At 72.4% G+C, this 12,699-nt stretch carries 11 protein-coding genes; 5 read left to right on the forward strand and 6 right to left on the reverse strand.

Annotated elements, in window-relative coordinates; all coding sequences use genetic code 11:
* Positions 1–53: 53 nt before the first annotated feature.
* Positions 54–941, reverse strand: a complete 888-nt coding sequence (locus tag HMPREF3099_RS13275) for a dienelactone hydrolase family protein (protein ID WP_070705740.1) — start codon at positions 939–941, stop codon at positions 54–56.
* A gap of 145 nt (positions 942–1,086) precedes the next feature.
* Here HMPREF3099_RS13275 and HMPREF3099_RS09585 point away from each other — a divergent pair, with 145 nt between their 5' ends.
* Positions 1,087–2,001 (forward strand): cation diffusion facilitator family transporter, encoded by a 915-nt coding sequence (locus HMPREF3099_RS09585; protein ID WP_070705741.1) that lies wholly within the window; start codon positions 1,087–1,089, stop codon positions 1,999–2,001.
* Positions 2,002–2,013: 12 nt separating this feature from the next.
* Here the strand turns inward: HMPREF3099_RS09585 and HMPREF3099_RS13280 are convergent, their stop codons facing one another.
* On the reverse strand, positions 2,014–2,982 hold the full coding sequence (locus HMPREF3099_RS13280; RefSeq protein ID WP_202816741.1) for a LuxR C-terminal-related transcriptional regulator: 969 nt from the start codon (positions 2,980–2,982) through the stop codon (positions 2,014–2,016).
* 110 nt (positions 2,983–3,092) lie between these two features.
* Positions 3,093–3,803: a hypothetical protein gene (locus HMPREF3099_RS12515; RefSeq protein WP_070705743.1), complete on the reverse strand. Its 711-nt coding sequence runs from the start codon at positions 3,801–3,803 to the stop codon at positions 3,093–3,095.
* A gap of 195 nt (positions 3,804–3,998) precedes the next feature.
* Here HMPREF3099_RS12515 and HMPREF3099_RS09600 point away from each other — a divergent pair, with 195 nt between their 5' ends.
* Positions 3,999–5,336, forward strand: coding sequence for an MFS transporter (locus HMPREF3099_RS09600; RefSeq protein WP_141762109.1), 1,338 nt, complete (start codon positions 3,999–4,001; stop codon positions 5,334–5,336).
* Positions 5,337–5,366: 30 nt separating this feature from the next.
* Positions 5,367–5,984 (forward strand): maleylpyruvate isomerase N-terminal domain-containing protein, encoded by a 618-nt coding sequence (locus tag HMPREF3099_RS09605; protein WP_070705745.1) that lies wholly within the window; start codon positions 5,367–5,369, stop codon positions 5,982–5,984.
* A gap of 61 nt (positions 5,985–6,045) precedes the next feature.
* Here HMPREF3099_RS09605 and HMPREF3099_RS09610 read toward each other — a convergent pair whose 3' ends face one another.
* A complete protein-coding gene (locus HMPREF3099_RS09610) occupies positions 6,046–7,353 on the reverse strand; it encodes a YncE family protein (protein ID WP_202816742.1) in 1,308 nt (435 codons plus the stop codon).
* Positions 7,354–7,472: 119 nt separating this feature from the next.
* Here HMPREF3099_RS09610 and HMPREF3099_RS09615 point away from each other — a divergent pair, with 119 nt between their 5' ends.
* Entirely contained in the window at positions 7,473–8,324 is an 852-nt protein-coding gene (locus HMPREF3099_RS09615; protein WP_237769819.1) for a spermidine synthase, read from the forward strand.
* Positions 8,325–8,336: 12 nt separating this feature from the next.
* On the opposite strand, the gene HMPREF3099_RS09620 is transcribed toward HMPREF3099_RS09615, so the two are convergent.
* Entirely contained in the window at positions 8,337–8,639 is a 303-nt protein-coding gene (locus HMPREF3099_RS09620; protein WP_202816743.1) for an antibiotic biosynthesis monooxygenase family protein, read from the reverse strand.
* A 272-nt stretch (positions 8,640–8,911) separates the two neighbouring features.
* Between HMPREF3099_RS09620 and HMPREF3099_RS09625 the strand changes: the two genes are divergently transcribed.
* Complete coding sequence (locus tag HMPREF3099_RS09625) at positions 8,912–9,418, forward strand: FBP domain-containing protein (protein ID WP_070705747.1); 507 nt, start codon at positions 8,912–8,914, stop codon at positions 9,416–9,418.
* Positions 9,419–9,484: 66 nt separating this feature from the next.
* On the opposite strand, the gene HMPREF3099_RS09630 is transcribed toward HMPREF3099_RS09625, so the two are convergent.
* A complete protein-coding gene (locus HMPREF3099_RS09630) occupies positions 9,485–12,550 on the reverse strand; it encodes a replicative DNA helicase (protein ID WP_371327531.1) in 3,066 nt (1,021 codons plus the stop codon).
* Between the last annotated feature and the right edge of the window lie 149 nt (positions 12,551–12,699).

Below are 12,699 nucleotides of genomic sequence, written 5' to 3' on the forward strand. Positions count from 1 at the left end.
CGAGGGGCCACCGTCGGGTGACGGTGGCCCCTCGCGACGGGGTTGCCGGCGGCTCAGCAGGGGGACTTGTAGGTGAAGCCCTTCTCGGCCGGGGCGCACACGAACTGCTCGTAGCGCGTGTCACCGTCCACGTGCAGCTTGACGAAGCTGAGGATGCGGCCCTGGATGACCTTGTTGTCCACCAGACCCGCCCAGTGCGTGCCCGCCAGGTCGGTGAACAGGCCCTTGGTCTCCGAGCCGATCGAGGCGTAAATGGGCAGCGTGTACTCCACCATCGGGGCCACGTTGTCGAGCAGGCCGCCGATCGTCAGGGTGGGCTCCTTGACCAGCGGGAAGATGGTCTGGGCCCAGGGGTGGATCGGGATGACAGCGTCCTGCTCGGACATGGCCGCGGCGTGCAGGACCCCGCCACCACCCATCGAGTGGCCCACCAGGGCGGTGCGCTCGGTGTCCATGATCGGGGCCAGGTCCGCGTCGGCGTGCAGCACCTTCTGGGCCGAGAGGACCGCCTGGGCGCGGACCAGTGGGATGCTGAACGGCGTGAGGGCCTCGGCCCGCATCACCACGAAGCCGTGGGAGGCCAGACGCTTGGCCACCAGGTCCATCACGGCACCGGGCTCGAGGAAGCCGGGCATGGTCACGACGGTGCCGTAGGTCTCGCCCTTGCCGGCGTCGGCCGGGTAGTAGATCGTGCCGCCGTAGAAGGACCGCTTCAGGTCGATCGGGGCCTTCTTGCTGGCCACCTTGTACGGACCGTCCACGCCGATGGACTCCTTGGTGGGGGCCGGGCCGTGCTCGACGGAGGCGCTGGCGGCGGGCTGGGCCTGGTCGGCGGTGGTGGCGGTCTGGGCCTGGTCGGCGGTGGCGGCGGTGGCGGCCGGGGCGCCCAGGGCCAGGGTGAGTCCGGCAGCCAGGGCGGTGAGGCGGGTGCGTGCGCGCATCATGTGCTCCTTGTGCGTGAGGGGGGAGGAGGGGTGCCGCCACAGTAGGCGCAACACGCGTGCCGAGTACCCCCATCAGGTCAAGGAACGGTCAGGACTTGGCATGAAGACGGCGCGTCGCCGCGGTCCCCTATGATCGCCGGCAATGAGCCACCACCACGACCACCTGCCCCACGGCGCTGGTACCCACCGTGGGCGGCTCGCCGTGGTCCTGGGCATCACCGCCACGGTCCTCGTGACCGAGCTGGTGGGCGCCTGGGTCTCGGGGTCGGTGGCCCTGCTGGCCGATGCCGGGCACATGCTCACCGACCTCGCCGGCCTGGTCATGGCCTTGGTGGCCGCCCAGCTGGCCCGCCGCCCCGCCACCCCGGAGCGCACCTGGGGCTGGCTGCGCGCGGAGGTGCTCGGCGCCGGCGCGCAGGCCCTGCTGCTGCTCGTGGTGGGCGTGGTGGTGCTGGTCGAGGCCGTGCAGCACCTCGTCTCGCCTGAGCCCGTGGCCCCCGGGGCGATGCTCGTGTTCGGCGCCGTCGGCCTGGTGGGCAACGTCATCGGCCTGCTCGTGCTCGCCGGGGCCCGGGAGGCCAACCTGAATCTCCGGGCCGCCTTCCTGGAGGTGTTCAACGACGCACTCGGGTCGGTGGCCGTGCTCGCCGCGGCCCTCGCGGTGCGGTGGACCGGTTGGGAGCGCGCCGACGCCGTGGCCTCGCTGGTGATCGTGGCCCTCATCGTGCCGCGCACGCTGGTGCTGCTGCGGCAGGTGCTGCGCGTGCTCCTGGAGGCCACGCCCGGCGGCCTGGACCTGGACGAGGTGCGCGCCCACATCGAGGACCTGCCGCACGTCCGCGAGGTGCACGACCTGCACGCCAGCCAGGTGGCCACGGGCGTCCCGGTGCTCACCGCGCACGTGGTGGCCGACGAGTCCTGCTTCCACGACGGCCACATGACCGGCCTGCTCGACCGGGTGCAGGAGTGCCTCCGGGAGGACTTCGGCATCACGCACTCCACCGTGCAGTTCGAACCCCCGGCGCACGCCGGGCACGAGGTCGACGTGCACGCCTGACGGGGGCGCGCGTCAGGAGGGCGCGCCCAGCACCAGCGCGATGCCCGAGCGCTGGCTCTGCCCGCACTTGCGCAGCACCGACCCCACGTGCGTCTTCACCGTCTTCTCGCTGATGACGAGACGCTCGGCGATCTGCGCGTTCGTGAGCTGCTCGGAGACGATCAGCTCGGCCACCTCGGCCTCGCGTGGGGTCAGGGGCGACAGCGGGCCGGGCGGGGCCGGCGGCGTCTCGGTGGCCAGTGTGGCCATGCGGGCCTCCAGGAGCTCGCAGAGGCCCACCACCTCCCGCACCCGCTCGGCCACCCCGGCACCGCCGAGGTCGTCGAGCCCCTCCAGCCCGGTGCGCATCCGCCCCACGAGGGCGGTGAGGTCGTGCAGCTGGTCCACGAGGTCGCCCGGGTCGGGCGCCAGCTCGGGGAAGGCACGGTGCAACTCGGTGTCCCGGGGGTCGGTCAGGTCGTGGCCCTCGCGGCCCAGCATCACCGCCAGCGCCTCCACCACGCGCACGTGCTGGTCGGTGAACACGCGCGGCCGCAGGGCGTGGGCGGCCAGCACGCCACGGACCTCGCGCGCCGGGGAGAGGATGGGGGCGCACACGGCGTCACGGGTGGGCTCCCCGGCATCGCCGAACGGGAGGGCCTCCCCCAGCAGGGCCCCCGCGTCCTGGCCGAACACGTACGAGCGCTGGTGGTCACGCACCCACTCGGTGACCGACCCGGGCGGGGAGTCCATCACGTCCGGCCCCTCCAGGCGGTCGCCCTCGATGACGAAGGGCACCACCACGTGGTCCTCGTGGAAGAAGGCGATGACGAGGGCGTCCGTGGGGGTGAGGGTGCGCACGGCGTGGTGCACGCACCGGTACCGGTCCCGCGCCCGGTCGGGTCCGAGCACGGCGAGCCGCCGGGCAGTGCGACGCAGAGCACGGCTCGTCGTCTCGTCCAGGGCCTGGGTGCCGTGCTCGCTGCGCGTCTCGCCGTCCACGGGGGCACCGTACTGAGCCTCGACCACGCGCCGGGCCGCCCCCTCGTCCGTGGAGGGGAGCGGCCCGGCGGGGAGGGACGCGCGATCAACCGGCGCGGCGGGGTGAGGGGTCAGTCGACCACCACGGCGCCGTAGCCGTACACGTCGTGGAACTGGTTGGTCCAGTCGGCACCCACCGAGTGCGGCTCGTTGGCGTCGGGCCCGGACAGCGGGTCGAGCACGGTGTACTTGCCGGAGTCCTTGTCGTACCCGGCCAGCACCACCCAGTGCGAGACCGACTCGGAGGTGGCCAGGTCCTCCTGCCAGTACTTGCCGGCCACCTGGGCGTCACCGAGCACCATCACCGTCTTGCCCTCCCGGGCGGCGGCCTCGGCCTCGTCGGCGGTGGCCACCCAGTGGGTGTCGAAGCCGTAGGCGGCGAAGCCGTTGCGCACCTGCTCGACGTTGGTGTTGCCCGTGGGTGCGGCCCCCATCGTGGCGCGCATGTCGCGCACGGCCTCGGTGGGGTCGGCCGGGTCGCCGCTCCACTTCTCCGGGGTGACGCCCCGGTCGAACAGCGACATGAGCAGCGACACCGGACCGCAGTCGTACCAGGTGCTCACCTGGCTGTTGGCCTGGCGGATGGGCACCAGCTTGCCGGCAGCGGCGTCGACGGAGAAGGGCGAGGCGGTGGCGGCCGGCTGGCTCGGGGCCGCGGCTGCGACCTGCTCGGCGGGGGCCTGTGCCGGGGCGGCCTGGGTGGGGGCGCCGGCGCCCAGCACGAGGGCGCTGCAGGCGGCCAGCCCGGCCAGCGAGGTGGTGAAGCGGGTGTGGGTGTTCATGGTCCTGTCCTCTCGATCGCGGGGTGCGGATCGGCGGGCGGTTGCCTGCCACGGCCTCGACGGTGCCGCACCCGGCGCGGGCGCACCATCGGTCGCGGACCGAGATCTGGACGGCAGGGTCTTAGGACCCTGCCGGTGGACCGCTACCGTCGGCGGCCGAACCGCCGCCGCCGAGCCACCTGGAGGGAGGTCCCCATGCCCACCACGGACGCACGACACCCCGGGCTGATCGCGACCGTCGGGATCCTGCTGGTGGCGGGCCTGGCCGGCCTCGAGGCGACCATCGCCTTCGAGACCTACGCGGTCACCACCTCCCTGCCCTCGGTGGTCGACGCGCTGGCCGCCCCGGCGTGGTACTCGGCCGCCTTCTCGGGCACCCTCATCGCCTCCGTGACGGGCATGGTGCTGGCCGGGCCGTGGTGCGACCGGGTCGGGGCACGGCCACCCCTGCTCACCGCGATCGCCCTGTTCGTCACCGGGGTGCTGATGTGCGCGCTCGCCGGCCACATCGGCGTCTTCGTGCTGGGGCGGCTCGTGCAGGGGATCGGCGTGGGCATGGCCGCGGTGACGGTCTACGCCATCGCCTCGGCCACCGTCCCGCAGGAGCACCACCCGGCGCTGTTCGGGGTGGTCAACGCGGCCTGGGTGATTCCCTCGCTGGCGGGTCCGGTGGTGTCCGGTCTGCTCACCGAGCACCTGGGGTGGCGGTGGGTCTACGGGAGCGTGGCGGTGGTCGCCGTGCTCTCGGCGGTGGGCCTGCTGGTGGGGCTGCACGGGCGGGACACCCGGCCCGCCGGGGACCAGGACGTCCGGATCCCGTGGGGCTGGGCCGTCGCCGCATCGGCCGCCGTGCTGGCCATGAGCGTCGCGGGCGGCAGCCGGGCCGGGTGGGGCCTGCTGGCGCTGGGGCTCTCGTTCGTCGCGGTGCTGGCCGTCCTGACGCGCCTGCTCCCCGCCGGGACGCTGCGGGGCCGCCACGGTGTGCCCCGACTCGTGGCGTTGCGGAGCCTGCTGGCGGCGTCGGCCTACACCACGGAGACGTACGTGCCCCTGTTCCTCCAGCGCGACCGGGGCGTCCCCATCGTGGTCTCCGGTCTGGCCCTGGCCGGCTCGGCCGTGGGGTGGGCGGTGGGCGCCTGGTGGCAGAGCCGCCACAGCCGGTCCGCCACCGCCTCGATGGTGCCGGCCGCCCTGCTGGTGCTCTGCGGCCCCGTGGCCACGGGCGTGGTGATCGCCACCGGGTGGCCGTGGTGGCCCGTCTCGGTGGGGGTGGCGCTGGCGGGGCTCGGCATGGGCGTGGCCTACCCGCAGATCTCCTCGCAGGCCCTGGCGCTGAGCCCGCGGCGGGAGCACGGCCGGGTCGGGTCGAGCCTCCAGCTGGGCGAGGCCTGCGCCGTGGCCGCCACGCTCGCCCTCGGCGGGGCGGCGCAGGCACATCTGGACCACGGGTTGGCCTGGACCTACGTGGGCCTAGCCGGCATCGGCGCGCTGGCGGCGCTTGTGGCGCGCGGCGCCCGGGAGAGCGCGGCCTGAGGCAGCGAGGCTGCGTGGCAGGCTGCAGGCATGCCCCGACCGCTCAGCATCCCGCTCGAGGAGGGGCGCCGCGCCTTCCTCGAGGCCCTCCGCACCTTCCGGGCCGGGTGCGAGTCGCTCGACGACCTCGCCCTGCTGGCCCCGAGCCGGGCCCAGGGCTGGTCGCGCCTCGACTGCATCGTGCACGTGCGCACGGGGCTGCAGGAGATGCTCGCCGGGTCTCGCGCCGACACCGACACCCCGGCGGACACCGACGCCGCCTCGTACTGGACCGCCTTCGCCGCGCAGGAGGCCGACGACCCCGTGCCCGGGATCTTCGTGACGCGCCGCACGGCATCGGCGTACACCCGCCCGCGCCAAGCGCTGCAGCACCTCGACGAGGTGTGCGCCGGGTGGGAGCACCACGCGCCTGCTCTGCCCGACGGGCGGATGTCCTTCCAGGGTCTGGTGCTCACCACCGGGGACTTCCTGGCCACGTGGGCCGTGGAGCTCGTCGTGCACCAGCTCGACCTCGACCTGCCGGCCGGTGCACCGCCCCCGGCCGCCAGCGCGATGCGGATCGCCCGCCGTACCGTCGACGCCCTGGGGACCGCCCCCGCCGGCGAGGCCGACGACGCCAAGGCCGTGCTGGCCGGCTTCGGACGCTGACCGGGGCTCACGGCAGCGGGGTCCGCCCACCGGTTCTGTGGACGGACCCCACGTGCGTGGCTCAGGCCTGCGGCCCCGCCCAGCCCTGGGGCACCACGCCCTGGCGCACGCGCTGCGGGTGGTCGCCCACGGCCACGCTGCCCACCTTCTTGCCGGTGGCGAAGTCGATGGCGGTCACCGCATCGGCCCCGGACTCCGAGACGATGCAGCGCTGCCCGTTGTTGCTCACCGTGGCCCAGTACGGCTTGCTGGTGGGCACCAGCGGGCCGTGCTCCAGCGTCTGGCGGTCCACCACGGTGGCGTAGTCGTCCATGGTGCCGGCCACGCACAGCTGCTTGCCGTCGGGCTTCATGGTGATGCCGTGGTGGCGCGAGTCGTTCACCCACGTGCTGCGGTCGGCGGGGGTGGCGGGGTTCTCGGGCAGCACCTTCGTGCGGGTGATGCGGTCGGCCTGCACGTCGTACTCCAGGAAGCCGTTGAAGTAGCTCACCTGGAAGTACGCCTTGTCGAACTCCGGCGTGAACGCGATGGGTCGCACGGCGTCGGAGAGCTCCGCGTGGCCGGCGGCGTCCAGGCGGTCGCGCATGTCGATGGTGCGCACCGGCTGGAAGGTCTCGGTGTCCGTGACGGTGATGTAGCGCTTGCCCTTGAGCAGGTCGTTGCGCTGCTGGTCCGGGGCGTCGCTCTTGTTCTCCACGTTGCCGATGGCCATGGTCCACAGCTGCTTGCCGTCGGGGCTGAACACGTTCTCGTGCGGGCGGTCACCGGTCCTGACCTTGCCCTGCACCTTCCCGGTGGCCATGTCCAGCACGTGCACCAGGTTGGCGCTGGAGTCCGAGACGGCGACGCGCGAGCCGTCGGGCGAGAGGGCCATGTGGTCGGCACGGAAGCCGGTCAGCTTGTAGCGCCAGGCGATCTTGCCGGTGACGGTGTCGATGGAGACGACGTCGCGGAAGCTCGGGCGGGAGACCACCACGTGGCGGCCGTCCTTGGCGGAGTACACGTCGTCCACGAGCTGGTCGTGGCCCTCGCCCGCGGTGTGGCGGATGTAGAGGAACACCGGCCAGTGGATGGGGTTGAACGCGATCTCGGTGAGGCGCTGGTGGTAGTCCGGCACGGCGTTGATGCGGCCGAGGCGGTGCATCTGCCCCTCGTCCTCCACCACATCGATGGTGCCGTCCCAGTTGTTGCCCACGAAGAGCACGTCCTCGAGCCCACCGGCGGCGGCCGCGCTGGTCGACGCGGTGGACCCACCGGCATCGGGGCCGGCGGCGGTGGCGAGGGTGGTGGGCGCCACCACAGTGGTGGCGGCGAGGCCGGCGACGGCCAGGCGGGTCAGGGTGCGGGGGCTGCGGGTGCGCGCGGACACGGTTCCTCCGAGGGGTGAGGCGCAGGGCGGGACGGGCCCAAGGTAGCCAGCACCCGAGTACCCGGCACAACCTGTCCCGGGATCCATACGGATTCCTGACCATCACGCACACTGGGGGCGTGACGCAGCACCCGGCACCCACCCCATCGACCCCCGCCGGCACCCCCGTGCCCCACCCGGCCGAACGGTCGGTGCAGCTCTCCACCAGCGGGGTCCGCGCACGCCTGGCACCCGCCGAGCACGGGAGCGGCTGGGAGCTGTTCGTGGGGCAGCACGTGCAGAGCCACGTGGACCCTGCCGACCCACTCGAGGTGCGCTACGAGTACCTGCGGCGCATGGCCAACGTGCTCGATGCCGTGGCGCACCCCGGTGCGCCGCTGCGGGTGCTGCACCTGGGCGCCGGGGCGCTCACCCTGCCGCGCTATGTGGAGGCCACGCGGCCCGGGTCGGAGCAGGTGGTGGTGGACATCGACCGCGAGCTGGTCTCGTTCGTCACCGAGACCCTGCCGCTGCCCGCCGGCACCGACCTGGAGGTGGTGGTGGGCGACGCCCGCGATGCCGTGGGCCAACTGGTGGCCGCCGGGGAGCAGTTCGCCGTGGTGGTGGTGGACCTGCCCACCGACACTGAGGCGTGCGCCCACCTGGCCGGGCCGGACTTCCACCTCGAGCTGCTGGAACTGCTCGATACCCAGGGGTTGCTCATGACCAACATCGGCACCGAGGACGGGCTGGACTTCCTGGCCGACCAGCTGGAGGTGCTCGACGAGGCCGCCACCACCGAGGGGCACGACGGCGTGTGGACCCTGGCCGACTCCGGGATGCTGGAGCGCCGCACTGCAGGCAACGCGGTACTGGTGGTGAGCCCGCTCGGGGACGGGGTGCGCGAGGCGCTGGTGGCCGCCGGGCCGCACCCGGGCGTGGTGCTGGACCCGGCCGGCTCCCGCGAGCTGACGGAGGTGCTCCGCGACTGAGGAGCGCCTCCGTCAGCCCGGGATGCCGGAGACCGGCGTGAGCACTTGGTGGCTCATGCCCTCCGGGTCGAGGATCGGCACCGCGCGCTCGATGCGGGAGCGCACCGCTGGCAGCTGCAGCGAGGCCTGGTGGTGCTCGGCCGACTCCCACACCTCGGTGACCCACACGGCATCGGGGTCCTCCGGGTCGGAAGCGACGAGGTAGAGCAGGTTGCCCGGCATCGGCTCGGCGCCGCCCTGCTCGGAGAGGATGGCCAGCAGTTCGGCGCCGTGGCCCGGGACGGTGCGCAGGCACCCGTGGAACATCACCTTCATGGGCGCCATCCTGCCCGATGCGGGGGGGCATGGCCCCGGACGGCGTTTGACCCTGCCGGAGGCCGCTCCCTAACCTTGCCCACCGCCGACCGGGCCCACGGCGGCATCGACGGTGACGCGCCACGGCGCGGGAGAGGAGGCGGCCATGCAGGCCTGCAGCGCGGTGCGCGCGACCTTCCCCCGCATCCCCCTGCGCACCCACGGCTGGCGGTGACCCCCTCGGGGTCCGTCGTGCCCGCGTGCGCCCCGCACCGCCACGAAGAGAGACCCCCATGCACCCCGTGACCGAACAGGACATCCGCACGTCCTTCGTCAACGCCTCCAGGCGCGAGGCCACCCAGGCGATCCTCCCCGAGCTCGACACCGTCGACTGGGAGTCGCTGGACTACCTCGGCTGGACGGACGCCAAGCGACCGAACCGGTCCTACGTCGTCCTGCATCTGGACAGCGTCGTCACCTCCATCCTGCTGCGACCCGCTTCCGGCACACCCACGCGCCGCAAGGCCATCTGCGTGTGGTGCCAGGACATCGAGGCCACGGAGAACGTCCGGATGGTGGTGGCCTCGCTGGCCGGCGCCGCCGGGCGCCGCGGCGCCACCGTGGGCGTACTGGCCTGCACCGACTTCTCGTGCTCGCGCAACGTACGGCGGGCGCCGACGGTCAGCGAGGTCGGTGACCGGGCCACCCCGGAGGAGAAGGAGTTCTGGACCGAGCTGCGCATCGAGGGCCTGCGGGACCGCATCGCGAAGTTCGCGCGGCGCATCCAGCGGGACGCCTAAGGCGCACCGAACCGCGGCAGGGCCGGGCGGGGCAGATGGCCCCCGCCCGGCCCCGCGGCCTGCCCGTCAGAAGCCCTGGGCCATGTCCTTGAACCGGCTGAAGTGACCCTGGAACGCCACAGTGATGGTGTCCGTCGGGCCGTTTCGGTGCTTGGCCACGATGAAATCCGCCTCACCCGCCCGGGGTGACTCCTTCTCGTAGGCCTCCTCGCGGTGCAGGAGGATCACCATGTCGGCGTCCTGCTCGATGCTGTTGTGGACGGCGATGCCGTTGGCGACGAAGTTGTGCGCTCCGGCCACGGTGGCGTCGAAGACAGGCTCGACGCCCTCCAACTCGACGGATCGCACCTCGTCCCACAGCACGTCGTTGGACGCCACGAGGTCGAGCTCGGCCGAGTCCAGTACCTGAGCCACGCGGGCCAGTCGCTCACGGGACGGAGCGCTCTTGTACAGCGCCGATCCGCAGTACTGGGTTCCGAGCTCGGCTTGGAAGGCACGGGTGGTCATGCCCTTCTCCTGCATGGCTACCCGCACGTCGTCCCAGACCTCACGCGGGACGGTGTCGACGTTGGTGTTCGCGGTGAGACCCCGCAGGATCTCCAGGAGTTGCGTTGCCGCCTCTCCCCGCTGACCGTGGACGCCGATCTCCTGCAGGAAGCGACGCTGGCTGTTGGTCCCGGAGATGTCCAGCGTGTAGCCCGGTCGGTAGTCACCCTTTGAGGTGGTGCGGATCCGCGAGGAGATCCCGAAACGCAGAAGCAGACGCGAGACGCCGTCCACAAGTTCTCTGGACGTCGAGGCATAGTAGACGCGACCCCCACGGCCACCCCTCGTGACGGTCACCGACCCGTCCGTGGCCCAGAGGTGGCGCAGGAACAAGGAGATCTGCTCCTTGGGCAGCGAGTACACACCCTCGGGGACGAACTTCTCGTGGCTCCGCGCACCGAACAGGCTCATCTCGTCGAGCCACGCCGCGATGGGGTTCCGCTTGCCATGGGTCAGGCGGTACGGCGCGGGGAGCCGCAAGGAGGTGCAGCGCGCGGCTTCGTGGTCGTCACGCACCGCTGTGATCCCGAAGTGCTGCGCCGCCTCCGTCACGGCCGCGAGATTTGCCTCGTCGACGCTCGCATACCGAATCGGCTGACGCCGGACGAACGACCCGTCCCCGATGAGGTGGGCCAGCATGACGACCTCGGCCGCGGTCCACGGGGTGCACTGCTCCGGCGCCGGGACGTGCCGCGGCACGGCGAGCCGGTCACCAGGGCGGAGTTCCTCCAGGGCCGTCCACCCGCGGTAGGTGCGGAACGGGTGGTTCGCGGTGGCCCGCAGCGTCTTGCCGGACGTGGTGGTGAGGCGGAAGACCGGCTTGATGCCCGTCGGGAAGACGTGCGTGAGGTGGCGGCGGACATACCGCATCGAGTCGTCCAGCGCCCACACCGGCACGTCCCGGGCACCACTCACCATCAGCTCACCCAGGGTGACCTCGGCACCGGTGTCGGCGCGGAGCACCCGAGTGTCAGCCGTGAGGCAGCCGGACTCACGCAGATCACTCATCTGCGGCTTCTTGTCCGTGCGCTGCTCGGGCCCACGGTTCAGCTGCGAGATGGCGATGACGGGCACCTCGAGCTCCTTGGCCAGCAGCTTGAGCGCACGGGAGAACTCCGAGACCTCCTGCTGGCGGCTCTCCACCTTCTTGCCGGAGGTCATGAGCTGCAGGTAGTCGATGACCACGAGCTTGAGGTTGTGCTGCTGCTTGAGGCGCCGCGCCTTGGCCCGGATCTCCATGAGCGACAGGTTGGGGCTGTCGTCGATGAACAGCGGGGCCACGCTGAGCCGCCCCTGGGTCTCGGCGATCTTCGCCCAGTCACCCTCGTCCACGTCGCCCTTGCGGAGCTTCTGCAGCTGGATGGACGCCTCGGCCGAGAGCATGCGCATGACGATCTCGGTCTTGCTCATCTCCAGCGAGAAGATGCACGACGCCAGGCCGTGCTCGATGCTGGCCGACCGGCAGATGTCCAGGCCGAGCGTGGACTTTCCCATGGCCGGTCGGGCGGCCACCACGATCATCTGCCCGCCGTGCAGGCCGTTGGTCAACCGGTCCAGGTCAGCGAACCCGGTGGGCACCCCGATCATCTCCCCGGCACTGCCCGAGGCGTGCTCGATCTCGTCCACCGTCGCGTCGAAGATCTCCCCGATGACCTGGTAGTCCTCGGCACCCCGCTTGTCCGAGACGGCGTAGACCTCGGCCTGGGCGGCGTTGACGACGTCCTCGACCTCACCCCCGCCCTGGCCGTAGCCCATCTGCACGATGCGGGTGCCGGCCTCCACGAGGCGGCGCAGCACCGCCCGCTCGGCCACGATCTCCGCGTAGTAGCTCGCGTTGGCGGCGGTGGGCACCGCCTGCATCAGCTCGTGCAGGTAGGCCTGCCCGCCGGCGCGCTGCAGGTTGCCGCGCTTGGTGAGCTCGTCGGCCACGGTGATGGCGTCGGCCGGCTCGCCCCGGCCGAACAGGTCGAGGATCGCCTCGTGGATGAGCTCGTGGGCCGGACGGTAGTAGTCCGCCCCGCGCACCACCTCGAGCACGTCGGCGATGGCGTCCTTGCTCAGCAGCATGCCGCCCAGCACGGAACGCTCGGCGTCCACGTCCTGCGGGGGCATCCGGTCCATGCCCGGGCCGTCGTCCGGCGGCGGCTCGTACTCGTGATCGCTCATGTGCTCTCCCACTCCTCGAAGCGCCCTCGTCGGTCCCCGGCCTGCGCGCGCGTGCACACGGTAGGCCCCACCACCGACAGCCCCAAACGGCCCTGTGGACAGTCTGTGGAGACCGGTGTGGACCGATGGTCTACCTCTCCCCACAGGCTGTGGACGAGCCTGTGGGGAAGCCGGTGGGCAACACGCCCGGGCGCCCGGTGAAGGGGCCTCTGACCTGCGCAGACGCCGTCCACCGCGTGTGCGTGGAAAGTCGTGGACGAGCTGGGCCCGCACCGCGTCCCCCACAGTCCGCGGCGCAGGGGGCGACCACCCGTCACCCCGTCCACAGGCCGCGGGACCCCGCTGTTGAAGGAGCCGGGGTGCTGCACCAGACTGGGCACCTGGCCCCGACCGGCGGGGCCGTCGAGAAGGAGGAACCATGACGGACGCCCCGAAGAACGACGAGCTCGACCCGGCCCAGCTGCTCGGCGACGGCGGCGCTGACGGTGCTGCCGGCGATGGCGCTGCCGGTGACGGTGGTGCTGACGGCGCCGCGGGCGACGGCGGTGCCGACGGCGCGGCCGGTGACG

The sequence above is a fragment of the Kytococcus sp. HMSC28H12 genome, from assembly GCF_001816045.1.
Taxonomy (GTDB): Bacteria; Actinomycetota; Actinomycetes; order Actinomycetales; family Dermatophilaceae; genus Kytococcus; species Kytococcus schroeteri.